The organism is Herbaspirillum sp. C9C3 (genome assembly GCF_013359625.1).
Taxonomy (GTDB): domain Bacteria; phylum Pseudomonadota; class Gammaproteobacteria; order Burkholderiales; family Burkholderiaceae_D; genus Herbaspirillum.
Genome location: NZ_JABFMQ010000033.1, coordinates 1 through 26,710 on the forward strand (window position 1 = coordinate 1; position 26,710 = coordinate 26,710).

Genomic DNA, 26,710 nt, shown 5'->3' on the forward strand with positions numbered 1-26,710 from the left:
GACGCGCGCCTTGCCACCACGCCTTCTGGGGGCAACGCATCTCGCAGATTTAATGTGAACAGGCCCAAGGGCCTGGCACCGCACTGGCCTGCATCGGCTACACTGGCGCCACACCATAACAAGACCGCCAGGAGACGTCCTTCCATGACCCGCCACGCTGCGCATGCGCCCGCGCCATTCATCCTGCGCCATCCCATCCTCACCGCCCTGGCCCTGTCGCTGGGCACGGCCGTGGCGCTTGGGGTGGCGCGCTTTTCCTATGCCCTGCTGCTGGCGCCGATGCGTACCGACCTGGGCTGGCCCTATCTGATCGCCGGGGGCATGAATACCGGCAATGCGCTGGGCTATCTGCTGGGCGCGCTGATGACACCGGTACTGATGCGCCGCTATCAGGCGCACCGCGTGCTCATCGCGGGCGCCTTCGGCACCGCCCTGCTCTCCTTCCTGCCGGCGCTGACCACGGACACGCTGCTGCAATTGCTGTTGCGGGTGGTAACGGGGGTGACCAGTGCGCTCATCTTCGTCTCGGGCGGTTTGCTGGTGAGCCGGCTGGCGGCATTGCACGCGCAGCGCGCGGGGCTGCTGCTGGGTCTGTATTACGGCGGCACCGGCATCGGCATCGTGGCCGCATCGCTGCTGGTGCCGCCGGTGATGGACGCCGCCGTCGCACAGGGTGCAGCGCATCCCTGGCAATGGGCATGGGTGCTGCTGGGCGTGCTGGCGCTGGTGGCCAGCCTGGTCATGACGCTGCCCGCCCGGCTGATGCCGACCTCGCCGGCACAGGCGGCAGGAGGCGGGGCATGGCGTCCGCGCAGCCTGCTGTTCGGGCTGATCGGTTATTTATTCTTCGGGCTGGGATATATCGGCTACATGACCTTCGTCATCGCCCTGCTGAAAGAGGAAGGCATGGCGGCGTCACGCATCACGCTCTTCTTCGCGCTGCTGGGGGCGGCGACCTTTGCGTCCTCGCGCATCTGGGCGCGCATGCTGGACCGCTTCCACGGTGGGCAATCGCTGGCCATCCTCAACGGCCTGCTGTGCCTGGCCACCCTGCTGCCGGCCACGACGGCAGCGCCCGTGGCGGTGTTTGCCTCAGGGTTGCTGTTTGGGGGCTGCTTCCTCTCGGCCGTGGCCTCGACCACGGCCATGGTGCGCCACAACCTGCCGCCGGCGGACTGGCCTGCAGGCATCAGCGCCTTCACCATCATCTTCGCCGTGGGCCAGATCATCGGCCCTTCCATCGTCGGATGGATCGCCGATGGTGCGGGCGGCCTGCAACGCGGGCTGACGTTTTCTGCACTGATGCTGCTGGCGGGGTCGCTGGTGGCATGGCGGCAAAAGCCGCTGGGCGCGCACGAGAGGCCGCCCGGCGCGGCTTGACGTTTTCTGCACATCGGGCCGCGCGGCCAATGCCGGCGCGGTCCGCCGCCGGGCTTACTGCTGACCGAGGTGGCGGCGCAAAGACTCCACCAGAATGCCGCAGTCCTCATCGGTGCCGATGGTGATGCGCAGGAACTGCTTGATGCGCTCGCTCTTGAAGTGACGCACGATGATGCCGTCGCTGCGCAGCGACGCGGCCAGTTCGGCGGCATCGCGTTGCGGATGGCGGGCGAAGACGAAGTTGGCCGCCGAAGGCAGCACCTCGAAGCCCAGGGCTTGCAGCTGCCCCACCAGGGCGGTACGGCTGGCGATGACCATGTCGCAGGTCTTGCGGAAATAGTCCTCGTCCTCGATGGCGGCGGTAGCGCCGGCAATGGCAGGGCGATCCAGCGGATAGGAATTGAAGCTGTTCTTGACCCGCTCCAGCGCATCGATGAGGTCGGCATGACCGACCGCAAAACCGACCCGCATCCCGGCCAGCGCGCGCGACTTGGAGAATGTCTGCACCACCAGCAGGTTGGGATAGCGCTGCACCAGCGGGATGGCGCTCTGGCCACCGAAATCGATGTAAGCCTCATCGACCACCACGACCCGTTCCGGATTGCCCTGCAGAATGCGCTCCACCTCCTCCAGCCCCAGCAAGCAACCGGTCGGCGCGTTCGGATTGGGGAAGATGATGCCGCCGATGGACTCCCCATGGCCGAGGTAATCGGCGCTGCGCAGGGTGAAGTCCTCGGCCAGCGGCACGGCGCGATAGTCGACCTGGTACAGGCCGGCATAGGTCGGGTAGAAACTGTAGGTGATGTCCGGGAAGAGGATGGGCTTGCCATGCTGCAGCAGGGCCTGGAAGGCATGCGCCAGCACTTCATCCGAACCGTTGCCCACGAACACCTCGCGCGCGGTGATACCGTCGGCGGCGTGACGACCGGCGATGGCCAGTTTCAGCGGCTCGGCGTCGGGATTGGGATAGAGCCGCAGACTGTCGCTGACCTCGCGGGCGATGGCCTGCAGCGCCAGCGGCGAGGGACCATACGGACTCTCGTTGGTATTGAGCTTGACCAGGCGCGCGAGCTTGGGTTGTTCGCCGGGGGTGTAGGGCGTCAGGCGGCTGACGATGGGACTCCAGAACTTGCTCATGAGAAATCAGCCCATGCCGGGCCGTACAGAATTGAGGGAAAGCGCAGATGGTAGCAAACTTGCCGCCAGCCGGCCGCACCCGCCTCAGAAATAGGGGCGATAGCGCCGCTGGCGGGACTGCCCCTCCTGCGGCGGCGGGAGCGCCGCCCTGGGCTGGCTGCTGAGCAGGGAGAGCGCGCGCTCGGCAATCCCGGGCGGCAGGCCGATCAGGTCCTGGCAGGCGCGCTGCAGGGCCGCCTGCGAGGCAAACCCGGCATCAGACGGGCGGGCCCGGGCATCTTCCATGCGCGCCAGTTGCGCCAGCACCCACGCCACGCGCTGCTCGCGCACCAGGCTGCGCAGCGACTCGCCCTCGGCAAACAAGAGCGCACGCAGGCGCGCGGTGGAGATCTGCCACTCCCGCGCAATGCGCTCGGCACACCACTGCGCTGCCGGTTGCGCAAAGATCGCGGCAGCCAGGCGCCGGGCGTGGGGCTTGCTGGTGTCGGCGGCCCGCTCCATGTCGGCGCTCGACTGCGCCTCCAGGGACAGCGACCACACCGCCGGGCGCATGCCCTGTGCCGTCACACGCGGATGCGCCAGGCAGGCGAAGCGCACGAAGGGCGGCACGGTGAAACTCTCGCCCTCCTGCAACTCGACCGCCACGCCGCCGCTCTTCAAGGTGGCCGCGCCCTTCCATACCCGCACCCGCGCGGGGGCGGCGAAGCGTAGTTCGCGCAGAGGCAGATGATGATGGGTGACGATGGCCATGGCTGTTCCGATACGGTCTCAACTCCGGGATGCGCAAGTGATCTTAAGTCAGCCGCGGGCGCCAGACTGTCGTCGTGGTGACAGGCCACTCACAGCGAGGCCATGCCGAAGGCGCGCAAGCCATCCAGATCGACCACGCGGATGCTCTGGTAGGAAATTTCCACCAGCCCCAGCTCGGCCAGGTGGCGCATGGCCTGGTTCACGCGCTGGCGCGACAGGCCGGTCAGCAGACCGATTTCTTCCTGCGACAGTTCCAGCACCTTGGACGTGCGCGGATAGAGCATGGGATGGAACAGCTGCGCAATGGCCTGCGCTACGCGGGCATCGACGTCGAGCAGCCGCTCGTTCTGGACGGTGGCGATGAACTGGCCCATGCGTTCATTCAACTGGCCGATGACGAAGGCGTTGAAGGGCAGACTTTCGGCCATGAGGCGATGGAAGGTATCGGCGGGCACCAGCAGGATCTGCGCGGCGCGGATGGCGATGACATCATAGCGACGCGGCTCGCGCTTGATGACGCTGCCCTCGCCGCACCAGCCGCCTTGCGGTACGCCCGAGAGCGTGCTGCTGCGACCATCGATGTTGTAGACGGCCAGCTTGATCAGGCCCTCATGCACGCCGATCCAGTATTGCGAGAGCTCACCGCGCCGGGCCACGAAGGCGTCGGCAGCATAGCGCGCAAGCTGGGTGGTGGCGGCGGCCAGCGCACGGTGTTCCGGCGCCAGCGCGGCGAACCAGTCGTATTGCTGCAGAAGCTGCGCCATCGGGCTGCTCATGGGATGTGCACGGGGAAGAGGAAACGGCCAACATTGTCGCATGTCAGCCTTGTCATCGTGATGACAAAGCACAAGACCGCTTCGGTGCTACCCTAATCACAGGCGGCTGATAAAAAATGCACAGGCCGCGCCCCTCATCCCCGCCGCAAGGAGACAAGCATGGCAGACTTCGACACCGGCCTCGGCCGCAATGCCGCCAATTACGCGGCCCTCACCCCCATCGATTTCATCGCGCGCGCCGCTGCCGTCTATGGCCAGCGTCCCGCCATCATCCATGGCGCATTGCGCCAGGACTGGGACCAGACCTATCGCCGCACGCGCCGCCTGGCCAGCGCCCTGCAGCGCCTCGGCGTCGGCAAGAACGATACCGTTTCGGCGATGCTGCCCAATACCCCGGCGATGGTGGAGGCGCACTTCGGTGTGCCCATGGCCGGTGCGGTACTGAATGCACTCAACATCCGGCTCGATGCCGAATCCATCGTTTTCATGCTGCGCCATGGCGAGGCCAAGGTGCTGCTCATCGACAGCGAATTCGCCGCACTGGCCCAGCAGCTGCGCGCGCAATTGCCGGCATTGAAGATCGTCGAGGTGTTCGACGTGCTGGGTCCGCCACCGGTACCCGGCGAGCGCTTCGGCCATCTGGAATACGAAGCCCTGCTGGCCGATGGCGATGAAAACTTCGAATGGCAATGGCCTGCCGACGAGTGGGATGCGATTGCGCTGAACTACACCTCCGGCACCACCGGCGACCCCAAGGGCGTGGTCTATCACCATCGCGGCGCGGCACTCAATGCCATCTCCAACATCCTCGAATGGGATCTGCCCAAGCATCCGGTCTACCTGTGGACGCTGCCCATGTTCCATTGCAATGGCTGGTGCTTCCCGTGGACGGTGGCCGCACGCGCGGGGGTGAACGTGTGCCTGCGCAAGTTCGAGCCCAAGCTGGTGTTCGACCTGATCGCCGAACACGGCATCACCCATTACTGCGCCGCGCCCATCGTGCATGCGGCGCTGGCCAATGCCCCCGAGGGCTGGCGCGCCAATATCCGTGGCCCGGTCAAGGCGATGGTGGCCGGGGCGCCGCCGCCGGCAGCCGTGCTGGCCAAGATGGAGGCGATGCAGTTCGAGCTGACCCACGTGTATGGACTCACCGAAGTCTATGGACCGGCGGCCGTGTGTGCGGAACAGGATGAATGGAGCACGCTGTCGGTGGACCAGCGCGCGGTGCAGAAGTCACGCCAGGGCGTGCGCTATCACCTGCAAAGCGGGGTGACGGTGCTCTCCCCCGATACCATGGAACCGGTGGCCGCCGATGGCGAGGAGATCGGCGAGATCATGTTCCGCGGCAACATCTGCATGAAGGGCTACCTGAAGAACGACCGTGCGACCCATGAAGCCTTTGCCGGGGGCTGGTTCCATACCGGCGACCTCGGTGTGATGAATGCGGACGGCTACATCAAGATCAAGGACCGCAGCAAGGACATCATCATCTCCGGCGGAGAAAACATTTCCAGCGTGGAAGTGGAGGACATGCTGTACCGCCATCCGGCCGTACTGGCCGCAGCGGTGGTGGCACAACCGGATGAGAAATGGGGAGAGACACCCTGCGCCTTCGTCGAGCTCAAGGAAGGTGCCAACATCGATGCGGCAGAACTGACCGAATTCTGCCGGGGCCACCTGGCCGGTTTCAAGGTGCCCAAGGCGATCTACTTCGGTCCGCTGCCCAAGACGTCCACCGGCAAGATCCAGAAGTTTGAATTGCGCAAGCGCATGAAGTCCGACAGCGCCATCAACGTCTGAGGCGCTGCCCCATGGCATCGCCTCAGGCCTTGCGCACGGCGATGTGATACAGGCCCCAGGGGCATTGGCCGAAGCGCTCCGGCAAGGGGCGCGCGCTCATCTCGGGGAAGCTGTCGGCGTCATACACGGCCCATAGCGGACCGAGTCCGCCCAGCGGGATGGGCTTGCCATCCAGATGGGTGGCGATGATGAATCGATACTTGGCGATATCCTCCGCCGAAACCAGCACTGCATAACCATCGACGGCACGCAGGGCACAGTTCTGCACGGTGGCGGGGCCACCCACGGCGCGCAAGACCTCCACTAGCAGCGGACCACGCAGGCTGTGACGGCGGCCATCGTATTCCAGCGTGGGACGGATCTCCACCGAAGGCAGCGCGGCGAGCGCGGCAAAATCGAAGGTGTGGGCACGGTCGAACGCCAGCTTCTGCTTGGCCATCATCTGGTCCAGCGCCGGATCGAGCGGGCCGCGATTGGTCTTGCTGATGTCGCCGGTGACGGTGAGCAGCACCGGACCTGCGCCAGGGCTGGCCTTCTTGTCAGCGGCCAGTGCCGGCAGGGCGGCGGGCGCGGCCAGCAGCGAGGCGCCCAGACTGAGGAACTTGCGTTTTTGCATGGAATGGCCTCCTCTTGGAGATGGGTGGGACGTGCGGTGATGGCGGATTGTAATCAGTTTTTGCGCTTCGCTGCGCACCAAGGACAACGGCCCGCCTCAAGGCGAGGCGGGCCGTTGGACTCAGCGCTGCATCACTGCAACCGCGCTTCAGTCACGCGGCGGACGGCCGCGCCAGTAGCCGGCCAAGAGCGACCCGGAGAGGTTGTGCCACACCGAGAACAGCGCACCCGGCAGAGCCGCCACCGGCGTGAAATACAACTTGCCCAGCGCAGCGGCCAGACCGGAATTCTGCATCCCGACTTCAATGGCCAGCGTGCGGCAGACCGCCTCATCGAAGCCCAGCAGGCGGCCACCCCAGTAGCCGCCCAGCAAGCCCAGGCCGTTGTGCAGGATCACGCCCACCAATACCACCAGGCCCACCGACGCAATGCTGGCCTGGCTGCCTGCGACCACCGCCGAGATGATCAACAGGATGGCCACCATCGACACCAGCGACAGGTAGGGTTCGATGCGGCGGATCAGCTTGCCCGCGAACAGGTTCAGCACCAGGCCGACCGCAATGGGGACCACCACGATCTGCACGATGGACATCAGCATGGCGTGGGCGTCGAAGTGAATGGAGGCATCCACGTAGAGCTCGGTCAGCAGCGGCGTGGCAAACACCGACACCAGTGCCGACAGGGTGGAGATGGTGACCGACAAGGCCACATCGCCGCGCGAGAGATAGATCATGACGTTGGAGGCAGTACCGGAGGCGACGCTGCCCACCAGCACCATGCCGGCGGTGAGATCGGGCGGCATGCGCAGCACCTTGGCGATGATCCAGGCGGCCAGCGGCATGACCAGGTAGTGCAGGACGATACCGGCCGCCACGGGCGCGGGGCGCTTGATGATGCGCTTGAAGTCGTCCACCGTGAGCGTCACGCCCATGGTCAGCATGATCAGCGTGAGCAGCTGGGTAATGTATTTGCCCAGGGGCGTGAAGGTCGGCGGCGAGAAGTAGGCGGCAGCGGAAAGCAGCAGCGCCCACACGGGAAAGAGGCGGGTGATGGTGGCAAGCATGGCAATGGATGAATGATGAAACAAACCCGCGCATGAAGACGATCATGACGGGATGGCGCGTTTTTTATGTTGACTGCGTGGATGACGCGAACTGCGGTGGAGGAATCATCGTGCACCCGATACGGTGACGGCCTCTTCTCTGGCCGGGGCCTTGTGGGCGGGCAAGGCCGTGATTCTACCCGTGCAGGCCGATTGCTGCCCGTTCCCGGGCGGTGGGAGCCGCTACGGGCGGGATAGATCACATTTGAAACTAAGCATGACCTTGGGCGGCATCACGCCGATTACGCCCTCCGAACGTTCGCTGCCGATGATGCGGGCGTGGCGGCCCTGCTGGCGGCACCAGTCATCGGCCTGCTGCAAGCCCTGTACAGCCACGCCGTCATTGCCATGCCAGCGCGAACTGGCTACCAGCAGGTAGGTATCCTTGTCGATCTGCGTGACCGGTTGCGAGGTGGCGCAACCGGCCAGCACCGTCGTCAGGGCAAGCGATAGCGTTCTGCGGATCTGCATCGGGGCTCCCGGTGATGTGGTGATCCCGCGATGGTAGCCAGCGCGAGGGGCGGCGTCATGCGTCCCTACAACTCTTTACGTCCGGGCTGCGGACGACAGGCGGACGACAGGCGGAGGATAGGCGGACGAAAAAAAAACGCCGCGGGAACCCGCGGCGTTTTTACGTACCCATCAGTGAAGCGATCAACGCGTAACCGGTTTGTAACGGATACGCTTGGGCTTGGCCGCTTCTTCGCCGAGGCGCTTCTTCTTGTCGGCTTCGTATTCCTGATAGTTGCCGTCGAAGAAGGTAACCTGCGAATCGCCTTCGAAGGCGATGATGTGGGTGGCGATACGGTCCAGGAACCAGCGATCGTGGGAGATCACCAGCACGGTGCCGGCAAATTCCAGCAGCGCATCTTCCAGGGCGCGCAGGGTTTCCACGTCGAGGTCGTTGGACGGTTCGTCCAGCAGCAGGACGTTGCCACCCTGCAGCAGGGTCTTGGCCAGGTGCAGACGGCCGCGCTCACCGCCGGAGAGGTTGCCGACGATCTTCTGCTGGTCGCCACCCTTGAAGTTGAAGCGGCCCAGGTAGGCGCGCGAGGGCATTTCGAAGCGGCCCACGGTGAGGATGTCGGCGCCGCCCGAGACATCTTCGAAGACCGTCTTCTTGTTACCCAGGTCTTCGCGCGACTGGTCCACCAGCGACACCTTGACGGTGGGGCCGAGCACCAGTTCGCCACTGTCCGGGGTTTCACGGCCGGCCAGCATGCGGAACAGGGTCGATTTACCGGCGCCGTTGGGGCCGATGATGCCGACGATGGCGCCGGCCGGGATCTTGAAGTTCAGGTTGTCGATCAGCAGGCGGTCACCATAGCCCTTGCTGACGTTCTTGAATTCGATGACTTCATTGCCCAGGCGCTCGGCCACGGGAATGAAGATTTCCTGGGTCTCGTTGCGCTTCTGGTATTCGTATTCGGAGAGCTCGTTGAAGCGGGCCAGACGCGCCTTGCTCTTGGCCTGGCGGCCCTTGGGGTTCTGGCGCACCCATTCCAGTTCCTTGGCGATGGTCTTCTGGCGGGCCGATTCGCTGGCCTCTTCCTGCTTCAGGCGGGCTTCCTTCTGTTCCAGCCAGGAGCTGTAGTTGCCCTTCCAGGGGATGCCGTGGCCACGGTCCAGTTCCAGGATCCATTCGGCGGCATTGTCGAGGAAGTAGCGATCGTGGGTGATGGCCACCACGGTGCCGGGGAAGCGTTGCAGGAACTGTTCCAGCCAGTCCACCGATTCGGCGTCCAGGTGGTTGGTCGGTTCGTCCAGCAGCAGCATGTCGGGCTTGGAGAGCAGCAGCTTGCACAGCGCCACGCGGCGCTTTTCGCCGCCGGAGAGCACGCCGATCTTGGCGTCCCAGGGCGGCAGGCGCAGCGCGTCGGCGGCCATTTCCAGCTGCTGGTTGAGGCTATTGCCATCGGCGGCGGCGATGATGGCTTCCAGGCGTGCCTGTTCGGTAGCCAGGGCGTCGAAGTCGGCGTCTTCCTCGGCGTAGGCGGCATAGACGGCATCGAGCTTGGCCTGGGCTTCGAAGACTTCACCCAGGGCGCTTTCGACTTCCTGGCGCACGGTCTTCTCGGCGTCGAGCTGCGGTTCCTGGGGCAGGTAGCCGATGTTGAGGTTGGGCATCGGGATGGCTTCACCCTCGATTTCCTTGTCGATGCCGGCCATGATCTTGAGCAGGGTGGACTTGCCCGAGCCGTTCAGGCCGAGCACGCCGATCTTGGCGCCGGGGAAGAAGGACAGCGAGATGTCCTTGAGGATCTGCCGCTTCGGCGGCACGATCTTGCCGACGCGGTTCATGGTAAAGACGTATTGGGCCATGGTATGAGTTGCCAGTGAGAGGGAAAGGTAAGACGGCGATCAGGCGCCGCCGGCGCTGGGCTCTGCCGAGCTTTGCGCGCGGGTGCGCAGGTAGCGCCACAAGCCTTCGGCGGAGTATACCGCGAGCGCCACCCAGATCACGCAAAAGCCGATGGCGCGTGCCCCGGCAAAGGGTTCGCCGTAGATCAGCACGCCACCCAGCAGCTGGATGGTGGGCGAAATGTATTGCATCAGGCCCAGCATCGACAAGGGGATGCGACGCGCGCCATGGGCAAAGAGCAGCAGCGGCACCGCCGTGATGGGGCCGGACAAGGCCAGCAGGATCCTGGCCGAAGTGGAAGCATGGGTGAAGGCGTTGCTGTCACGCAGGGTATCGACATCCAGGATGACCAGCACCAGCGGCAGCATCAGCAAGGTTTCCAGCGACAGGCCTTCAAGGGCACCCAGGTGCGCGGTCTTGCGCAAGAGGCCATAGAAGGCGAAGGTCAGCGCGATCAAGAGCGAAATCCACGGCAGGCTGCCATTGGCGATGGTCAGCCAGATCACTGCACCGAGTGCAAGGAACACCGCCAGCCATTGCAGGGGACGCATGCGTTCCTTCAGGATCAGGTAGCCCATGAAGACGCTCACGAGCGGACTCATGAAGTAACCCAGGCTGGTATCGACGATGCGTCCGGCATTGACGGCCCAGACGTAGAGTGTCCAGTTGCCGGTGAGCAGCAGGGCCGAGAGCAGGAAGCCGGCCACCACCATGGGCCGCTGACGGACCTCGGCGACCCAGCCCCACTGGCGCCGCCAGGCCAGCACCGCCACCAGGAACACGCAAGACCAGAAGAGGCGATGGACCACGATGTCGAAGGAAGGAATTTCCTTGAGCAACTTGAAGTAGAGCGGGAACAAGCCCCACAGGATGGAGGCGGAGACGGCGTAGAGCATGAGGGGTCAGCGCTTCCTGAAATTCAATGCTGCGCCGCTGTCACCGGCTCATGCTTGGCCACGAAGTGATACAGCAGGAATGCGCTCACGCCGCAGAAGGCCATCACCGACACCAGCGGCAAGGCCGTACCGTCATGCCACAGGCTCATTACCACGCCGGAGAGCACGCCCATGCCGAACTGCAGGGTACCCATCAGCGCGGCAGCCGTACCGGCCTGGCGGCCCTGATGCTTCAAGGCGATGGCAGTTGCATTCGGGCCGGTGAAGCCATAGGCCGTCAGATATCCGAAGAAGCCGAACAGCAGCAGGGGCAGGCTTTCCAGTCCAGCGGCCACGGCCAGCACCACCACCAGCGACAGGCCCGCCGGCACCCACAACACACGGCCCAGCACGCGCTCGGCCGAGCGCTTGACCACCAGGCGCGCATTGATCTGCGAGGCGGCGATCAGCCCGACGGCGTTGGAGGCAAACACGAAACCAAAATACTGCGGCTGGATGCCGTGCAGCTCGATCACCACGAACGGACCACCGGCGATGTAGGCGAACATCCCCGCCTGCACCAGGCCGCCACACAGCACGAAGGACATGAACTGGCGATGCCGCAGCAGGTCCCGATACTGGCGCAACGTACGACCCAGGTGCAAGGGTTCGGCACGGGAAACGTCCACCGTCTCGGTGAGGTACTTGCGGGTGCCCAGCATGCACAGCAGACCGAAGATGGTCAGCACCACGAAGATGCCGCGCCAGCTGGCGAAGACCAGCATCAGACCGCCGATGAAGGGAGCCAGGATCGGGGCCAGCCCGAATACCAGCATCAGCATCGAGAACGCCTTGGCCGAGCCCTCGGCCCCCATGCGATCACGCACCATGGCGCGCGGGATCACCATGCCGGCGCTACCACCCAGGCCCTGGAACAATCGCAACACGATCAGGGTCTCGATGCTCTGTACAAAAATGCACAGCAACGAGCAAACAAAGTACAGGGCGATACCGAAGAACAAGGGCGGCTTGCGACCGAAGCGGTCCGACAACGGACCATAGAACATCTGCCCCACGGCCAGGCCGACCAGGAACGAGGCCAGCGTCAGCTGGACCAGGTTGGTGCCCACGCCCAGATCCTTGGCGATGGCCGTGAAGCTGGGCAGGTACATGTCGATGGCCAGCGCGCCCAGCGCGGTCAAGGCTGCCAGGACGGCCAGCCATGGGGGAAATTTGCCCATGGAGAGCGAAGTATCTTTGTTGTGCATGTGGAATCGGTGAGACAGCCGCATCCTCAGCAGAGAGGAAGATGCCGACAGGTTGAAGCAAAGTGAACCGCGATCGCCCCGTAGGGCGCGAGGGGCCCATTATAAGGGCCTGTTCATTTTCGTTCAGGCGGCACATCAAGCCGGGCGCACTTGCGCCGTGGCAAAAGCTGAGCAAAGACAATAAAAGCGCACGCGGTTCGTGCAGGGAACTGTAAAAACTGGCAAACTTCTTGCCATTGTTCTCATATGCCAGGATCGTGCAAAGAGAGCGGCAGGTAGGCGCAACGCAGCACCATGCGCATTGCTGTAAAACAAAAAGCTTAGCCGCAGGGGAAATCGATGCGTGGCCGATATACGCCATCAGTAACAGGCGTGCCTGATCCGGATTGCCACTCCAGCTGCGCACTCTCAGGCATGACCGGGCGCGCCATGCGCGGGCTCAGGATATTCATCGCGGGGGTGGTCGCAAGCCTCCTGCTGGCCGCTTGCGAACGCGGTGACGACAGCGCAGGCGCAGCAAGCGCGCGTGCCGCAAGCACCAGCGCCGAGCCGGTGGTCCTGACGGCACTGGTGTGGGCCCCCGACTGGTCCGAAGAAATGCACCGGGTGGTCGATGCCTTCACGCTTGTCCATCCCGAGGTAAGGATCAACCTGCAGTTCATGATCGGCAATTCCGTCGAGGAAAACCTCAAGCCGCGCGCAGCCACCGACAGCCTGCCCGACATCTTCTCGGTCAATGCCAGCCCCTATACGGCCACCCTGGCCGACCAGGGCCTGCTGGCCGACATCGGTGATACCCGGGCCTGGGGCAACATGCTGGAAATCCTGCAGCGCGAGTGGACCTCGCCGGGTGGACGTCGCTACGGCATTCCCTCCGGCCTGGCCACCACGTTGATCTACTACAACCGCGACATGTTCGCGCGTGCCGGCATCGCCACGCCGCCCACCGACTTCGACTCCTTCCTGGCCGCCGGTGCAGCGCTGCGCAAGGCGGGTCTGGTACCGCTGGCGCTGTCGGGCGGCTTTCCCAACATGCTGGGCAATGGCCCCTTCAGCTACGGCTTTGCCAACCTGATCGCGGCCAGAGTGCCCGACTGGCGCACGCGCATCGCCAATGGCACTCTGCAGCTGGACAATCCCGACGGGGTCGCCATCTTCACTCGCCTGCGCACGCTGGTGGAGCGGAAGATGGTGCAGGCCGACTGCCTGCGCGCCGGCTATGACAGTACCTTGCGCCAGTTCGCCGAGGGGCGCGCCGCGATGACCTTCCAGGGCACGTGGGCCGCCGGGACACTGATGAACGGACGCGGCATGCACGTGGGCGTCTTCGTGCCGCCGTGGAACGACCGGGGCCAGCCGCTCAGGCCGGTGCTGGGCAGCGAAACCGGCTTCGCCGTGGGCCAGCACGGCAGTGCGCGGCACCGCCAGGCAGCGGCGCAGTTCCTGGATTTCCTGTATGGGCCGGGCATGCCGATCTGGCAGAGCAAACGGCAGAACATTCCGCCGTTTCGCGTGATCCCCTCCGATGTACGGGGAGACCCCGCGCTGTTTGCGCTGGTCGACGAGATGAAGCGCGATGCCGCCACCGACAATGCGCCGGGGCTGTACTACTCCATGCTGCCGGTCAATACCATCGAGGTGCTGCATCCGCTTCTGCAGGGTGTGCTGTCGGGCAGCCAGACACCGGCGCGGGCAGCGCGCATCCTGCAGAATTCCATCACCGAGCAGGCGCGCCTGTCGGCCAGGTAAGAGGGCTCTCCATGAAAAGACGGCTCGACTTCTTCTGGCTGGGTTTCCTGCGCAAGATCGAAATCCGCTACCGGCTCATCAATTCCTTCATCCTGGTCTCGCTGGTGCCGCTGGTGATCTCGGGCCTGCTGGCCTATCGCGAAACCACCCGCGCCACCCAGGACAAGGTGCGGACCTACTCGGTCCAGGTGGTCAAGCAGATCTCGCAGAACCTGATGCTGCGCATGGAAAAGATCGAAGACACCAGCGAGGAACTGGTCCTGTCCGACAGGTTGCAGCGCCTGCTGGCCGACTACTATGGCCAGGACGAAGCCGCCAGCGCGGCGGCCCGCAGCGCGGTGGCGCGCGTACTGCTGGATACCTTCGGGTCCTTGCCGGACGTGAACCAGAAGTACCTGCTTGATCGCAAGCGCCAGGTCATCGATCCGCAGATCTTTGCGCCCCTGGCCAGCAATATCGGGCGCGTGGCCGAGCTGGCTCCCGACCTGGGCGGACGCGCCTGGTGGACGCTCTACAACGGCGGCCATGGACAGAAGAGCGTGGCCATGCTGCGCGAGATCCGCTTCACGGGCAACAACCGCAGCGCCGGCATTCTGTTCGTGGGCGTGCGGCCGAGCTACTTCTTCAGCATCTTCGAGGGCGTCGACCTGGGCTACGACTCCAGCCTCTTCATCGTCGATGCCAGCGATGGCACGGTGGTGGTGCAGGGCCGGGATACCAGCTTGAGCAGCGCCGATCCGGCCCTGCTGGCAGGCATCACGGCCAGCCTCGGACAACGCCGTACCAGCGACTTCATCGCCTATACCCGCGCCGACAAGACCCCCTACTATGCGGCCATTGCCCAGTTGCCGCACACCTCATGGTGGGTGGTCAGCGCCACGCCCAGTGACAAGCTCAACGCCGATACGCGCTCGGTGCGCGACAAGATCATCGCCATCGGCCTGCTGTGCTTCGGGGCCTCGCTGCTGCTCTCGGCGCTGATCGCGCGCAGCATCAGCGTCCCCCTGCAGCGGCTGGTGGGCGCCATGAAGGAAGCCGGCAGCGGCGACACCACGGTACGGGTGGAACAGGCCGGCGGCGACGAGATCGCCGTGCTCTCGCGCAAGTTCAACGAGATGGCCGGCAAGCTGCAGCAGAGCAAGCAGGTGCTGGAAGAGCAGGTGGCCCACCGCACGCGCGAACTGGAACGCGCCAACCGCAAGCTGGAAGCGTTGTCGGCCACCGACGGACTCACCGGTGTGGCCAACCGGCGCCGCTTCGACGAGGTCATGGACCAGGAACTGCGGCGCTCGGTGCGCTCGGGACATGCGCTGGCGCTGCTGATGCTGGACGTGGATTACTTCAAGAAGTACAACGACCGCTACGGCCATCTGGCCGGTGACGAATGCCTGCGCATCGTGGCGCGTGTGCTGCAGAAGAGTTCGCGCCGCGCTACCGACCTGGTCGCACGCTACGGCGGCGAGGAGTTCAGCGTCATCATCGCCGAGAGCGACACTGCGCATGCCCTGCAGCAGGCCGAGCACATCTGCCAGGCCATCTTCGCGCTCAAGCTGCCGCATGCGGATTCTCCGTTCGGCTACATCACGGCCAGCATCGGCGTGGCCTCCCTGCAACCGGATGAGCAGACCAGCGCCGAAGAGCTGCTGCGCATCGCCGACCAGGCGCTGTATCACGCCAAATACCAGGGCCGCAATCGTGTGGTGCTGGGCAGCGATGCTACCCGGAACCTGTGATTTCCACGGCCCCGCTGACCATTCTCCCTGACGAAATGCTGACGTCGCCGGATGCTTTGCAAAGTTGTGTCAAGACGTCTTGGGCGGCCCTGAACCAATGTCATCGCGCCGCATCATATCGCTATGCCCACCACCACTTCGAGAAGAGAGGTATAGCAGATGAACCCGAGTCGCCAAGAAAAAAAACACTGGACCATCGATGACATCGACCTGACCCGCATCGACAAAGAGCGGGTGCGGCAGAACGAAGACCTGTTCTACCTGGTGGCCTGCGCCTCCTTCGTCGAAAGCGGTTCCGATCTCTATACCCACAACCTGGTGGAGTACTACCAGGGCGATGCCGAAGTCGAGACCTGGCTGCGCGAGCACTGGGAACAGGAAGAGCTGCAGCATGGCGCGGCCCTGCGCGCCTATGTCGAGCATGTCTGGCCGGAATTCGACTGGCCGCGCGCCTACCAGGGCTTCCTCGATGAATACTCGCAGTACTGCAAGGTGGAGCTGCTCGAACCCACGCGCGCCCAGGAACTGGCCGCGCGCTGCGTGGTAGAGACCGGCACCTCCACCTATTACCGCGCCCTGGCGCGCGCTACCGACGAGCCGGTCCTCAAGCACCTGGCCGGCCTCATCGCCAATGACGAGGTCAATCATTACAAGCACTTCTACCAGTACTTCCGTCGCTACCGCCGCCAGGAAAACATCGGCCGCTCGCGTGTCTTCGGCACCCTGAGCCGCCGCACCCTGGAACTCAAGAGCGAAGACGCCGACTGCGCCATCCGCCATGTGGTCATGGTGCACAAGCCGGAACTGGCGGCCGACCCGGCGCGCGTGAAGGAACTGGCCTCGCGCATGAGTCGCACCGTGCGCGTCAATCTCAAACCCGACACCACCATCAAGATGATCATGCGTCCACTGGAACTGCCGGTGGCCTTGCAGAACATGATCGAATTCCCCCTGCGGCAATTCATGCAGCACGTGCTGCTGCGCTGATGCCCCGGCAGCGCCAGGCACCGCAATGGAACACGCGGCCTGGCGCTCTGCGCTCAAAGTATCGTTCACGATGTGCTCACTATTGTGAACAATCTGCCTCATATCTCAGGAAATTGCTTCGCCTGGCGCAAACCCGCGCCCACTGGCGCTTTCACCGACGCACCAAGATCGCGCATGCTGGAGCGCCAGGCTGGTGAGTGTTGCCGCAGCACCATACGACTGTCGACAATGACGCTCGGCTTTGGTGCGCAATCCTGGCGTGCCTGACAACATTATTCCCTCCTCCCTCCGCTCCCCGCCCCGCTTTGATGCAGACCGCAGGCCCTTGACCGGGCATTGGCACACAATCTGCTAAAGCGACTGGGCAGTGAAAAAATTCTTCCAAAACTTTTCTCGAGGGAGCACCACATGTCACGTCGTACCGTACTGAAAGCCACCGCTCTGGGTGCATTCGCACTGGCCGCATCCTCCTGGCTGCCGTCGGCCTTTGCTGCCGACACCATCAAGGTCGGCATCCTGCATTCGCTGTCGGGCACCATGGCCATCTCCGAGACGTCCCTGAAAGACGTGGCCCTGATGACCATCGATGAAATCAACGCCGCCGGCGGCGTGATGGGCAAGAAGCTGGAACCGGTGGTGGTCGACCCGGCCTCGAACTGGCCGCTGTTCGCCGAAAAGGCGCGTCAGCTGATCTCCCAGGACAAGGTCTCGGTGGTCTTCGGTTGCTGGACCTCGGTGTCGCGCAAGTCGGTGCTGCCGGTCTTCAAGGAACTGAACAGCCTGCTGTTCTACCCGGTGCAGTACGAAGGTGAAGAACTGGAGAAGAACGTCTTCTATACCGGTGCTGCCCCCAACCAGCAAGCCATTCCTGCCGTGGAATACCTGATGTCCAAGGAAGGCGGCGGCGCCAAGCGCTTCGTGCTGCTGGGTACCGACTACGTCTATCCGCGCACCACCAACAAGATCCTGCGCGCCTTCCTGCACAGCAAGGGCGTGAAGGACTCCGACATCGACGAGGTCTACACCCCGTTCGGCCACTCCGACTACCAGACCATCGTGGCCAACATCAAGAAGTTCTCCGCCGGTGGCAAGACGGCCGTGATCTCGACCATCAACGGTGACTCCAACGTGCCCTTCTACAAGGAACTGGGCAACGCCGGCCTGAAGGCGACCGATGTGCCGGTGGTGGCCTTCTCGGTGGGTGAAGAAGAATTGCGCGGTGTCGATACCAAGCCGCTGGTGGGCCACCTGGCCGCCTGGAACTACTTCGAATCGGTGAAGAATCCGGTCAACGCCGCCTTCATCAAGAAGTGGAAGGCCTACGCCAAGGCCAAGAACCTGCCCAATGCCGACACCGTCGTGACCAACGACCCGATGGAAGCCACCTACGTCGGCATCCACATGTGGGCGCAGGCCGTGGAAAAGGCCAAGTCCACCGACACCGACAAGGTGATCGCGGCCATGGCGGGCCAGACCTACAAGGCACCGTCGGGCTACACGCTGGAAATGGACAAGACCAACCACCACCTGCACAAGCCGGTGATGATCGGCGAAATCAAGGCCGATGGTCAGTTCAACGTGGTCTACAAGACCAAGACCACCATCCGCGCGCAACCGTGGAGCCCGTATATCCCGGGCAACGAGAGCAAGCAGAAGAACTAAGCTTGCGGTTGTTGCAGTAGTTGATGGCGTTCTTCGGAGCGCCTTCGATACGCAGCTTGCGCGGCGTATCCAAGGCGCTCCGTCCGCCCCACGCATTTCCCTCCACAAGAAAACCGCCCGACGACTCGCCCCGGCCGCAGCAGCCTGGCCCGCGCTTCGAGGCGCACACCGACCATGAAACCAGCCATCCAGTTCCTACGCGGGCTGCTCGCGACCTGGCTTTGCGTGCACGCCCTCGGGGCGTTCGCAGCCATCGATCCGGCCCTGCTCAAGCCCCTTGGCGGAGACGACCCCGACGCGCGCATCGACGCCGTCAACCAGATTGCCGCGCTGGCCAACGACGACGCGCTCAAGATTCTCAACGCCTTGAACAGCGACGCGCTCTATGTCACGCCTGCCGGTGACATCCTCATCGTCGATGATGCCGGCCAGGCCTTCAACCCGGCCACCGACAAGAGCGGCCCCGCACCCGATGACGCCGAAGGCATCACCGTCAACAACCGCCTGCGCGGTGCCGTCGAGGGTGCGCTCTCGGGACTGAAGCTGCTCTCGCCGCAACGCGATGAGCGCCTGGCCGCTGCCAATGATCTGCTCAGGAATGCCGATCCGGCCCAGATGCCGCTGATCCTCAAGGCGCTGGCCAAGGAAAACGATGCGCAGATCAAGGACGTGCTGCAGCAGGTACAGGCCACCGCCAACCTGCATTCTCCCGATCCGGCTGCACGCCGCGCTGCGGTCAGGAAACTGGCCGAGACGACCAATGCGTCGCTCAAGCCGGTCCTGGAAAACATGCTGGCCAAGAATCCCGATGGCTCCTACGTGGAGCCGGATGAAGGCGTACGCGTGGAAGCGGTGCGCACCCTCTCCGCTTTGGACCGCCACCTGGCCATCGTCGACTTCGCCGGCAAGCTGTTCTATGGCATCTCGCTGGGCAGCGTGCTGCTGCTGGCCGCACTGGGCCTGGCCATCACCTTTGGTCTCATGGGCATCATCAACATGGCCCACGGTGAACTGCTGATGATCGGCGCCTACACCACCTATGTGTGCCAGCTGGTGTTCCGAAAGTTCTTCCCCGGTGCCATCGATGCCTATCTGGTCGTGGCCCTGCCGGCGGCCTTCATCGTGGCCGCGGCAGTGGGCATTGCGCTGGAACGGCTGGTGATCCGCTGGCTCTATGGCCGTCCGCTGGAAACCCTGCTCTGTACCTGGGGTATCAGCCTCATGCTGATGCAATGCGTGCGCTCCATCTTTGGCGCGCAGAACGTGGAAGTGGCCAATCCGAGCTGGATGTCGGGTGGCGTCACCGTGCTGGGTTCACTGGTGCTGTCCTATAACCGCATCGTGATCGTGTTCTTTGCGCTGTTCGTGGTGTTCGCGGTCTGGCTGATCCTGAACAAGACCCGCCTGGGTCTGTTCGTGCGGGCCGTCACGCAGAATCGCCGCATGGCCGACTGCGTGGGCGTGTCCACCGGCAAGATCGACATGATGACCTTCGGCCTCGGTTGCGGCATCGCCGGTCTCGGTGGCGTGGCGCTCTCGCAGCTGGGCAACGTCGGCCCCGACCTGGGACAGGGTTACATCGTGGATTCCTTCATGGTGGTGGTGCTGGGTGGCGTGGGTCAGCTGGCCGGGACCGTCATCGCTGCCTTCGGCCTGGGCGAAGTCAACAAATTCCTGGAGCCGGTGGCCGGTGCCGTGCTGGCCAAGATCGCCATCCTGGTCTTCATCATCGTATTCATCCAGAAGCGTCCGCAAGGCCTCTTCGCACTCAAGGGAAGGAGCGTGGAATGAGCACCATGATCATGCGCCCCTCGCTGTTCAATCGTCCGGCCTGGACCGGCATCGTCATCTGCACCATCGTGCTGGCCTTGCTGCCGGTCTGCAACCTGCTGTTCCCCGCCGGAAGCAGCCTGCACGTCTCCTCCTACACCGTCGCTTTGGTAGGAAAGTTCATGTGCTACGCCATGGCTGCGCTAGCACTGGACCTGGTGTGGGGCTATACGGGCATCCTCTCGCTGGGTCATGGCGTTTTCTTCGCACTGGGCGGATACGCCCACGGGATGTACCTGATGCGCGCCATCGGCCGTGACGGCGTGTACCAGAGCAACCTGCCGGACTTCATGGTGTTCCTGAACTGGAAGGCCTATCCCTGGTACTGGTGGATGACGGATCACTTCTGGTTCTCCATGCTGCTGGTGGTGCTGGTGCCGGGTCTGTTGGCCTTCGTGTTCGGTTACTTCGCGTTCCGTTCGCGTATCAAGGGCGTGTATTTCTCCATCATCACGCAGGCCATGACCTTCGCCTTCATGCTGCTGTTCTTCCGCAACGATACCGGCTTTGGCGGCAACAACGGCTTCACCGACTTCAAGCGCATCCTGGGCTTCACCATCACCGCACCGGCCACCAAGGCGGTGCTGTACCTGGTAACGCTGGCGCTGCTGTTCGGTGCGCTGGTGCTGTGTCGCATGATCGTCACCTCCAAGCTGGGCCGCGTGCTGCAGGGCGTGCGTGATTCCGAATCGCGCCTCATGTTCATCGGCTACAACCCGCTGTGGTTCAAACTCTTCGTGTGGACGCTCTCGGCCGTGATCTGCGGTATCGCCGGTGCGCTGTACGTGCCGCAGGTGGGCATCATCAATCCCTCCGAGATGTCGCCGGCCAACTCCATCGAGATGGTGATCTGGGCGGCTGTGGGCGGGCGTGGCACGCTGATCGGCCCCATCATCGGTGCCTTCACCGTCAATGGTTTGAAGAGCTGGTTCACGGCCGCCTTCCCGGACCTGTGGCTGTATGCGCTGGGGCTGATCTTCATCCTGGTCACGCTGTTCCTGCCGCAGGGCATCCTGGGCCTGGCGCAGAAATTCAAGAAACGCGATGCCGCGCCCGCCGAGGGCAACGCATCCAAGGAGGCAGCATGAGTGCAGTCGAACCCGGGAAAAACCCGGCAGGCATCGGCGGCCTGGGCGGCAATGTCGACACGCCCCGCGCCGACCACGGTGCATCCTACGAACGCATCAAACCCGAGGGCGTCGATACCACCCACGGTGCCATCCTCTATCTGGAAAACATCACGGTCTCCTTCGATGGCTTCAAGGCCATCAACAACCTGAACCTGGATATCTCGGTGGGTGAACTGCGCTGCATCATCGGTCCCAATGGCGCGGGCAAGACCACGATGATGGACGTCATCACCGGCAAGACCCGGCCTACCGCCGGCACCGCCTTCTTCGGCCAGACCATTGACCTGACCAAGATGACCGAATACGAGATCGCGCATGCGGGCATCGGCCGCAAGTTCCAGCGTCCGACGGTGTTCGAGCAGCACACCGTGTTCGAGAACCTGGAACTGGCGATGAAGATGGACAAGCGCGTCAAGACCACGCTCTTTGCGCGCCTGTCTTCGGAGCAGATCGGCAAGATCGAGGAAATCCTCAAGCTGATCCGCCTGAACGGCCAGGAGCATCGCGTGGCCGGCCTGCTCTCGCACGGCCAGAAGCAGTGGCTGGAAATCGGCATGCTGTTGATGCAGGAACCGCAATTGCTGTTGCTCGATGAACCGGTGGCCGGCATGTCCGACGCCGAGACCGCACGCACCGCCGAGCTGTTGAACGAGTTGCGCGGCAAGCATTCCATCATGGTGGTGGAACACGACATGGGCTTCGTCGAGGAGATTGCCCAGGGTGGCAAGGTGACCGTGCTGCACGAAGGATCGGTACTGGCCGAGGGCAACATGCGCCAGGTGCAATCCAACGAGCGCGTCATCGAAGTCTACCTGGGACGATAAGAGCGGAGACCATCATCCATGCTGCAAGTCAATGAACTGAACCAGTACTACGGCGCGGCGCATACCCTGCGCGGCGTCTCGCTCGATGTGCAGAAGGGCAAAGTCCTGTCCCTGCTGGGCCGCAACGGCGTGGGCAAGACCACGCTCTTGAAATGCCTGATGGGCGTGCTGCCGGTGGCCAAGGGCAATGTCAGCTTCGAAGGCCAGGACATCACCCGTCTCAAGCCGCACCAGCGCGCCAAGCTGGGCATCGCCTACGTGCCGCAGGGACGCGAGATCTTCGCGCGCCTGACGGTGGAGGAAAACATGCTCATGGGCATGGCCACGCTCTCGGGCCGCCGTGCCTCCACCATCAAGGGCGAGGTCTATGAACTCTTCCCGGTGTTGAAGGAAATGCTGCATCGGCGCGGCGGCGACCTTTCCGGTGGCCAACAGCAGCAGCTGGCCATCGCCCGGGCGCTGCTGGCCGAGCCCAAGCTGATCATCCTGGATGAACCGACGGAGGGCATCCAGCCTTCCATCATCAAGGACATCGGTCGCGTCATCAGCCTGCTGCGCCAGCGCGGCGACATCGGCATCCTGCTGTGCGAGCAGTATTTCGACTTCGCCCGCGAACTGGCCGATACCTTCGTGGTGATGTCGCGCGGCGAAGTGGTCGCGGCCGGTACCCAGGACCAGATGGATGGCGAGGACGTGAAGAAGCATCTGGCGGTCTGATACCGTCGCAAAGGAAGGCTGCGCGTTTGCAGCGGGTCTGCTATAAAGTCGCATGTTCGCGGCCAGGCTGTCCGCTTGCACACGCCGCCTTCCACGCAATGAAGAACCAGGTATGAAACGACTCCCCGGCCATCCGGAACCCGCCAGCATGCCGGCCCCCGCGACACCAGGCGCGCCCCTGCGGCATGCGCCGGACCAGGCACGCCTGGCGCTGGGCTTTGCCGACGACAAAGGCACCACGCGCCTCATGCACCGCCAGCACTTCGGCCCCCTGCGCGTGCAGAAGCCGCTCTATCCCGAAGACCCGTCCATCTGCCATGCCATCATCGTGCACCCGCCAGGCGGCATCGTCGGTGGCGACCAGCTTTCGATCACCGCTGAGGTGGGCGAGCGCGCCCATGCGCTGCTGACCACGCCCGGTGCGGGCAAGTGGTATCGCGCCAATGGCCAGTCATCACGCCAGGCCGTCAGGCTCGATGCGGTAGCAGGGGCCACGCTGGAATGGTTGCCGCAGGAAACCATCTTCTTCGATGGGGCCGACGTGCGCATGGAACATGAAGTGACCCTGGCCGCCGACGCGGCTTACCTGGGTGCGGAAATCCTTTGCTTTGGCCGCACCGCTTCGGGCGAAACCTTCAACACCGGTGCCGTCAGCCAGCGCACCAGCATCCGCCGTGGCGGCAAGCTGGTATGGTTCGAGCAGGGTCGCCTGCAAGCCGAGGCGGGTGCCATGCAAGGCCCGCTGGCGCTGGATGGGCAGACCATCTGCGGCACCCTGATCGCCGTGGGCGATGGCATGGATGCGGCGCTCCTGGGCCGACTGCGCGAGAGCATCGCTGCCCTGCAGCTGGAAGGACGCAGCGGTGCCACGCTGATGAAGCAGGTACTGATCGCGCGCTACATGGGGCCATCCAGCCTGGTGGCGCGGCAGTGGCTGCATGCGGCCTGGCATGTGCTGCGTCCGGCCGTCACCGGCAAGCAAGCCGCCATTCCACGCATCTGGAATACATGAACACGACGTAACAAGCTGCATCAGGAAAACTGAATCAAGCCTCGCCCTACGTTATAGAAACTGAAGGCCACCAAACGGCCAGGAGCTCACATGGAACTGACACCCAGAGAAAAAGACAAGCTGCTCATCTTCACCGCCGCTTTGCTGGCCGAGCGCCGCAAGGCCCGTGGCCTCAAGCTCAATTATCCGGAAGCGGTGGCGCTGATCACCGCCGCCATCATGGAAGGCGCGCGCGATGGCAAGACCGTGGCCGAGCTGATGTCCGAGGGCACCACCATCCTGACCCGTGACGACGTCATGGAAGGCGTGCCCGAGATGATCCCCGATATCCAGGTCGAAGCCACCTTCCCCGACGGCAGCAAGCTGGTCACCGTCCACCATCCGATTCCTTGAGGAGCGCGTCATGATTCCAGGCGAAATGCTGGTCGAACCCGGCGACATCGAACTCAACGTCGGCCGCCCCACCGTAACGGTGACGGTTGCCAACAGCGGCGACCGTCCTATCCAGGTCGGCTCCCACTTCCATTTCTACGAAACCAATCCGGCACTGCGCTTCGAACGTGAAGCGGCCTATGGCATGCGCTTGAACATCGCAGCCGGGACCGCAGTGCGCTTCGAGCCCGGACAGGAACGCACGGTGGAACTGGTGGCGCTGGCAGGGGAGCGCCGCGTCTATGGCTTCAATGCACTGGTGATGGGCAAGCTGAAGGCCCAGCACGGCAACGACAAGAAGGGGCAAACCAAATGAGCAAGATCTCCCGTTCGGCCTATGCCGAAATGTTCGGCCCCACCGTCGGCGACCGCGTGCGCCTGGCCGACACCGAGCTGTTCCTGGAAGTGGAGAAGGATTACACGGTCTATGGCGAGGAAGTCAAATTCGGCGGCGGCAAGGTGATCCGCGACGGCATGGGCCAGTCGCAGCGCGCCCATGCCGAGGTGATGGATACCGTCATCACCAATGCGCTCATCGTCGATCACTGGGGCATCGTCAAGGCCGACATCGGCATCAAGTCCGGCAAGATCGCCGGCATCGGCAAGGCCGGCAATCCCGACATCCAGCCCGGTGTGACCATGGCCATCGGCGGGGCGACCGAAATCATCGCCGGTGAAGGCATGATCGTCACCGCCGGCGGCATCGACAGCCACATCCACTTCATCTGTCCGCAGCAGATCGAGGAAGCCCTCATGAGCGGCGTCACCACCATGCTGGGCGGCGGCACCGGTCCGGCCGTCGGCACGGCCGCCACCACCTGTACGCCCGGCCCCTGGCACATCCATTCCATGCTGGCCGCAGCGGACGCCTTCCCGATGAACCTCGGTTTCCTCGGCAAGGGCAACGTCAGCCTGCCGCTGCCGCTGGAAGAGCAAATCCGCGCCGGAGCCATCGGCCTGAAGCTGCACGAGGACTGGGGCTCGACCCCGGCGGCCATCGACAACTGCCTGACGGTGGCCGATCGCATGGATATCCAGGTGGCCATCCACACCGATACCCTCAACGAAGGCGGCTTCCTGGAGCACACGCTGGCGGCCTTCAAGGACCGCACCATTCACACCTTCCACACCGAAGGCGCGGGTGGTGGTCACGCACCGGACATTATCGCGGCGGTGGGCGAGGGCAACGTGCTGCCGTCCTCGACCAATCCGACGCGTCCCTTCACGGTCAATACGCTGGACGAACACCTGGACATGCTGATGGTCTGCCATCACCTGGACCCGGCCATCGCCGAAGACATCGCCTTTGCCGAATCGCGCATCCGCCGTGAGACCATTGCCGCCGAAGACATCCTGCATGACATCGGTGCGATCTCGATGATGTCGTCTGACTCGCAGGCCATGGGCCGCGTGGGTGAAGTGATCATGCGCACCTGGCAGACCGCGCACAAGATGAAGGTGCAGCGTGGTTCGCTCAAGGAAGATACCTCGCGCAACGACAACTTCCGCATCAAGCGCTACATCGCCAAGTACACCATCAACCCGGCCATCACCCACGGCATCGCGCACGTGGTGGGCTCCTTGGAAGTGGGCAAGATCGCCGACATCGTGCTGTGGAAGCCGGCCTTCTTCGGGGCCAAACCCTCGATGATTCTGAAGAGCGGCATGATCGCGGCCGCCCAGATGGGTGACCCCAATGCCTCCATCCCGACCCCGCAGCCGGTGCATTACCGGATGATGTTCGGTGCCTATGGCGGTGGACTGAAGACCTCGATGACCTTCGTCTCGCAGGCGGCCTTCGATGCCGGCATCGGTGAACAACTGAAACTGAACAAGCCGGTGGTGGCCGTGAAGAACATGCGCAACCTGCGCAAGCGCGACATGATCCACAACGGTGCCACGCCGAAGATGGAAGTCGATTCCGAAACCTATGAAGTGCGCGCCGATGGCGAGCTGCTGGTGTGCGAACCGGCGGTCTCGCTGCCGCTGGCACAACGTTATTTCCTGTTCTGATTTTCTTTAGATTTTTTCATGCTCACTCTCAATACCAAGATAGCCCAGGCCGAGCAGATCGACGGCGAACTGGAACTGCCCTATGACCAGCGCGAGAAGAGCCGCCTGCGTGCCACCCTGCGTTCGGGTGAGGACGTGGCAGTGTTCACCGTGCGTGGTACGGTGCTGCGCGATGGCGACCTGCTGCGCGGCGATGATGGCCGCGTGGTCAAGATCATCGCCAAGGCCGAAGCGACCTATCGCGTCGATGCGGCCGATGCGCACCTGCTGCTGCGTTGCGCCTTCCACCTCGGTAATCGTCACACCCAGGCGCATGTGGGCCACGAAGGCGGCGTCGGTTTCCTGCGCATCCGCAAGGATCCGGTGTTGAAGGAAATGCTGGAAGGGCTGGGGGCGCGCGTGACTGAAGAGCTGGCGGCTTTCGAGCCGGAAGCGGGCGCCTATGGGGGCGGCCATCACCATCATGGCGATGACCATCACCACAATCCGCTGGCACCGATTCCGCTGCGCCAGAAAATCCATCGTCCGAGCGACAAGAAGGAAGAGGGCTGACCCC

General features: G+C 63.9%; 24 protein-coding genes. 15 read left to right on the top strand and 9 right to left on the bottom strand.

The window, feature by feature from the left end:
• Positions 1–144: 144 nt before the first annotated feature.
• Positions 145–1,380 carry a YbfB/YjiJ family MFS transporter gene (locus HNO82_RS20350; protein ID WP_008333665.1) on the top strand — a complete coding sequence of 412 codons (1,236 nt, stop codon included), beginning with the start codon at positions 145–147 and terminating at the stop codon, positions 1,378–1,380.
• Between the two features lie 54 nt (positions 1,381–1,434).
• On the opposite strand, the gene hisC is transcribed toward HNO82_RS20350, so the two are convergent.
• From hisC to HNO82_RS20365, 3 genes are all read right to left on the bottom strand, one after another.
• Positions 1,435–2,517 (bottom strand): histidinol-phosphate transaminase, encoded by a 1,083-nt coding sequence (gene hisC / locus HNO82_RS20355; protein ID WP_175344932.1) that lies wholly within the window; start codon positions 2,515–2,517, stop codon positions 1,435–1,437.
• A gap of 84 nt (positions 2,518–2,601) precedes the next feature.
• Positions 2,602–3,267, bottom strand: coding sequence for a hypothetical protein (locus HNO82_RS20360; RefSeq protein WP_175344933.1), 666 nt, complete (start codon positions 3,265–3,267; stop codon positions 2,602–2,604).
• A gap of 89 nt (positions 3,268–3,356) precedes the next feature.
• A complete protein-coding gene (locus tag HNO82_RS20365) occupies positions 3,357–4,031 on the bottom strand; it encodes a Crp/Fnr family transcriptional regulator (protein ID WP_008333670.1) in 675 nt (224 codons plus the stop codon).
• Between the two features lie 171 nt (positions 4,032–4,202).
• Here HNO82_RS20365 and HNO82_RS20370 point away from each other — a divergent pair, with 171 nt between their 5' ends.
• Positions 4,203–5,843 carry an acyl-CoA synthetase gene (locus HNO82_RS20370; protein ID WP_175344934.1) on the top strand — a complete coding sequence of 547 codons (1,641 nt, stop codon included), beginning with the start codon at positions 4,203–4,205 and terminating at the stop codon, positions 5,841–5,843.
• A gap of 22 nt (positions 5,844–5,865) precedes the next feature.
• Here HNO82_RS20370 and HNO82_RS20375 read toward each other — a convergent pair whose 3' ends face one another.
• The 6 genes from HNO82_RS20375 to HNO82_RS20400 form a co-directional block, all read right to left on the bottom strand.
• Positions 5,866–6,459, bottom strand: a complete 594-nt coding sequence (locus HNO82_RS20375; RefSeq protein WP_175344935.1) for a putative pterin-binding protein — start codon at positions 6,457–6,459, stop codon at positions 5,866–5,868.
• 147 nt (positions 6,460–6,606) lie between these two features.
• Entirely contained in the window at positions 6,607–7,521 is a 915-nt protein-coding gene (gene panS, locus HNO82_RS20380; RefSeq protein ID WP_034351498.1) for a ketopantoate/pantoate/pantothenate transporter PanS, read from the bottom strand.
• Between the two features lie 222 nt (positions 7,522–7,743).
• Positions 7,744–8,031 (bottom strand): hypothetical protein, encoded by a 288-nt coding sequence (locus HNO82_RS20385; protein WP_175344936.1) that lies wholly within the window; start codon positions 8,029–8,031, stop codon positions 7,744–7,746.
• Between the two features lie 183 nt (positions 8,032–8,214).
• The gene (gene ettA, locus HNO82_RS20390) at positions 8,215–9,882 is read right to left on the bottom strand and encodes an energy-dependent translational throttle protein EttA (RefSeq protein ID WP_088755425.1); all 1,668 of its coding nucleotides are present in this window, start codon (positions 9,880–9,882) and stop codon (positions 8,215–8,217) included.
• Positions 9,883–9,921: 39 nt separating this feature from the next.
• Entirely contained in the window at positions 9,922–10,818 is an 897-nt protein-coding gene (gene rarD, locus HNO82_RS20395; RefSeq protein ID WP_175344937.1) for an EamA family transporter RarD, read from the bottom strand.
• A gap of 23 nt (positions 10,819–10,841) precedes the next feature.
• Complete coding sequence (locus HNO82_RS20400) at positions 10,842–12,065, bottom strand: Bcr/CflA family multidrug efflux MFS transporter (RefSeq protein ID WP_175344938.1); 1,224 nt, start codon at positions 12,063–12,065, stop codon at positions 10,842–10,844.
• A 459-nt stretch (positions 12,066–12,524) separates the two neighbouring features.
• On the opposite strand from HNO82_RS20400, the gene HNO82_RS20405 reads away from it, so the two are divergent.
• The 13 genes from HNO82_RS20405 (at position 12,525) to ureE (ending at position 26,706) form a co-directional block, all read left to right on the top strand.
• Positions 12,525–13,814 carry an ABC transporter substrate-binding protein gene (locus tag HNO82_RS20405; protein ID WP_349627579.1) on the top strand — a complete coding sequence of 430 codons (1,290 nt, stop codon included), beginning with the start codon at positions 12,525–12,527 and terminating at the stop codon, positions 13,812–13,814.
• Between the two features lie 11 nt (positions 13,815–13,825).
• On the top strand, positions 13,826–15,547 hold the full coding sequence (locus tag HNO82_RS20410; protein WP_008333699.1) for a sensor domain-containing diguanylate cyclase: 1,722 nt from the start codon (positions 13,826–13,828) through the stop codon (positions 15,545–15,547).
• Between the two features lie 159 nt (positions 15,548–15,706).
• A complete protein-coding gene (locus HNO82_RS20415) occupies positions 15,707–16,534 on the top strand; it encodes a ferritin-like domain-containing protein (protein WP_008333700.1) in 828 nt (275 codons plus the stop codon).
• 408 nt (positions 16,535–16,942) lie between these two features.
• Positions 16,943–18,196, top strand: coding sequence for an urea ABC transporter substrate-binding protein (gene urtA / locus HNO82_RS20420; RefSeq protein ID WP_008333704.1), 1,254 nt, complete (start codon positions 16,943–16,945; stop codon positions 18,194–18,196).
• Positions 18,197–18,370: 174 nt separating this feature from the next.
• Positions 18,371–19,987 carry an urea ABC transporter permease subunit UrtB gene (gene urtB, locus HNO82_RS20425; protein ID WP_175344939.1) on the top strand — a complete coding sequence of 539 codons (1,617 nt, stop codon included), beginning with the start codon at positions 18,371–18,373 and terminating at the stop codon, positions 19,985–19,987.
• On the top strand, positions 19,984–21,114 hold the full coding sequence (gene urtC / locus HNO82_RS20430; protein WP_175344940.1) for an urea ABC transporter permease subunit UrtC: 1,131 nt from the start codon (positions 19,984–19,986) through the stop codon (positions 21,112–21,114). Before urtB ends, urtC begins: the two co-directional genes overlap by 4 nt.
• Positions 21,111–21,980 carry an urea ABC transporter ATP-binding protein UrtD gene (gene urtD, locus HNO82_RS20435; RefSeq protein WP_008333717.1) on the top strand — a complete coding sequence of 290 codons (870 nt, stop codon included), beginning with the start codon at positions 21,111–21,113 and terminating at the stop codon, positions 21,978–21,980. Before urtC ends, urtD begins: the two co-directional genes overlap by 4 nt.
• Before the next feature lie 18 nt (positions 21,981–21,998).
• Entirely contained in the window at positions 21,999–22,697 is a 699-nt protein-coding gene (gene urtE / locus HNO82_RS20440; protein WP_008333719.1) for an urea ABC transporter ATP-binding subunit UrtE, read from the top strand.
• A 112-nt stretch (positions 22,698–22,809) separates the two neighbouring features.
• Positions 22,810–23,709: an urease accessory protein UreD gene (locus tag HNO82_RS20445; protein ID WP_488928515.1), complete on the top strand. Its 900-nt coding sequence runs from the start codon at positions 22,810–22,812 to the stop codon at positions 23,707–23,709.
• 90 nt (positions 23,710–23,799) lie between these two features.
• Positions 23,800–24,102 carry an urease subunit gamma gene (locus HNO82_RS20450; protein ID WP_008333723.1) on the top strand — a complete coding sequence of 101 codons (303 nt, stop codon included), beginning with the start codon at positions 23,800–23,802 and terminating at the stop codon, positions 24,100–24,102.
• Positions 24,103–24,112: 10 nt separating this feature from the next.
• On the top strand, positions 24,113–24,457 hold the full coding sequence (locus HNO82_RS20455) for an urease subunit beta (protein ID WP_175344941.1): 345 nt from the start codon (positions 24,113–24,115) through the stop codon (positions 24,455–24,457).
• Positions 24,454–26,154: an urease subunit alpha gene (gene ureC, locus HNO82_RS20460; protein ID WP_175344942.1), complete on the top strand. Its 1,701-nt coding sequence runs from the start codon at positions 24,454–24,456 to the stop codon at positions 26,152–26,154. The genes HNO82_RS20455 and ureC overlap by 4 nt, the downstream gene beginning before the upstream one ends.
• Before the next feature lie 18 nt (positions 26,155–26,172).
• The gene (gene ureE / locus HNO82_RS20465; RefSeq protein WP_145607802.1) at positions 26,173–26,706 is read left to right on the top strand and encodes an urease accessory protein UreE; all 534 of its coding nucleotides are present in this window, start codon (positions 26,173–26,175) and stop codon (positions 26,704–26,706) included.
• Positions 26,707–26,710: the final 4 nt, after the last annotated feature.

What these genes read in the sequence shown, in the direction of transcription:
- HNO82_RS20350 (WP_008333665.1), top strand. Translation starts at nt 145, where the DNA reads ATGACCCGCCACGCTGCGCATGCGCCCGCGCCATTCATCCTGCGCCAT.
- hisC (WP_175344932.1), bottom strand. Translation starts at nt 2,517, where the DNA reads ATGAGCAAGTTCTGGAGTCCCATCGTCAGCCGCCTGACGCCCTACACC.
- HNO82_RS20360 (WP_175344933.1), bottom strand. Translation starts at nt 3,267, where the DNA reads ATGGCCATCGTCACCCATCATCATCTGCCTCTGCGCGAACTACGCTTC.
- HNO82_RS20365 (WP_008333670.1), bottom strand. Translation starts at nt 4,031, where the DNA reads ATGGCGCAGCTTCTGCAGCAATACGACTGGTTCGCCGCGCTGGCGCCG.
- HNO82_RS20370 (WP_175344934.1), top strand. Translation starts at nt 4,203, where the DNA reads ATGGCAGACTTCGACACCGGCCTCGGCCGCAATGCCGCCAATTACGCG.
- HNO82_RS20375 (WP_175344935.1), bottom strand. Translation starts at nt 6,459, where the DNA reads ATGCAAAAACGCAAGTTCCTCAGTCTGGGCGCCTCGCTGCTGGCCGCG.
- panS (WP_034351498.1), bottom strand. Translation starts at nt 7,521, where the DNA reads ATGCTTGCCACCATCACCCGCCTCTTTCCCGTGTGGGCGCTGCTGCTT.
- HNO82_RS20385 (WP_175344936.1), bottom strand. Translation starts at nt 8,031, where the DNA reads ATGCAGATCCGCAGAACGCTATCGCTTGCCCTGACGACGGTGCTGGCC.
- ettA (WP_088755425.1), bottom strand. Translation starts at nt 9,882, where the DNA reads ATGGCCCAATACGTCTTTACCATGAACCGCGTCGGCAAGATCGTGCCG.
- rarD (WP_175344937.1), bottom strand. Translation starts at nt 10,818, where the DNA reads ATGCTCTACGCCGTCTCCGCCTCCATCCTGTGGGGCTTGTTCCCGCTC.
- HNO82_RS20400 (WP_175344938.1), bottom strand. Translation starts at nt 12,065, where the DNA reads ATGCACAACAAAGATACTTCGCTCTCCATGGGCAAATTTCCCCCATGG.
- HNO82_RS20410 (WP_008333699.1), top strand. Translation starts at nt 13,826, where the DNA reads ATGAAAAGACGGCTCGACTTCTTCTGGCTGGGTTTCCTGCGCAAGATC.
- HNO82_RS20415 (WP_008333700.1), top strand. Translation starts at nt 15,707, where the DNA reads ATGAACCCGAGTCGCCAAGAAAAAAAACACTGGACCATCGATGACATC.
- urtA (WP_008333704.1), top strand. Translation starts at nt 16,943, where the DNA reads ATGTCACGTCGTACCGTACTGAAAGCCACCGCTCTGGGTGCATTCGCA.
- urtB (WP_175344939.1), top strand. Translation starts at nt 18,371, where the DNA reads ATGAAACCAGCCATCCAGTTCCTACGCGGGCTGCTCGCGACCTGGCTT.
- urtC (WP_175344940.1), top strand. Translation starts at nt 19,984, where the DNA reads ATGAGCACCATGATCATGCGCCCCTCGCTGTTCAATCGTCCGGCCTGG.
- urtD (WP_008333717.1), top strand. Translation starts at nt 21,111, where the DNA reads ATGAGTGCAGTCGAACCCGGGAAAAACCCGGCAGGCATCGGCGGCCTG.
- urtE (WP_008333719.1), top strand. Translation starts at nt 21,999, where the DNA reads ATGCTGCAAGTCAATGAACTGAACCAGTACTACGGCGCGGCGCATACC.
- HNO82_RS20445 (WP_488928515.1), top strand. Translation starts at nt 22,810, where the DNA reads ATGAAACGACTCCCCGGCCATCCGGAACCCGCCAGCATGCCGGCCCCC.
- HNO82_RS20450 (WP_008333723.1), top strand. Translation starts at nt 23,800, where the DNA reads ATGGAACTGACACCCAGAGAAAAAGACAAGCTGCTCATCTTCACCGCC.
- HNO82_RS20455 (WP_175344941.1), top strand. Translation starts at nt 24,113, where the DNA reads ATGATTCCAGGCGAAATGCTGGTCGAACCCGGCGACATCGAACTCAAC.
- ureC (WP_175344942.1), top strand. Translation starts at nt 24,454, where the DNA reads ATGAGCAAGATCTCCCGTTCGGCCTATGCCGAAATGTTCGGCCCCACC.
- ureE (WP_145607802.1), top strand. Translation starts at nt 26,173, where the DNA reads ATGCTCACTCTCAATACCAAGATAGCCCAGGCCGAGCAGATCGACGGC.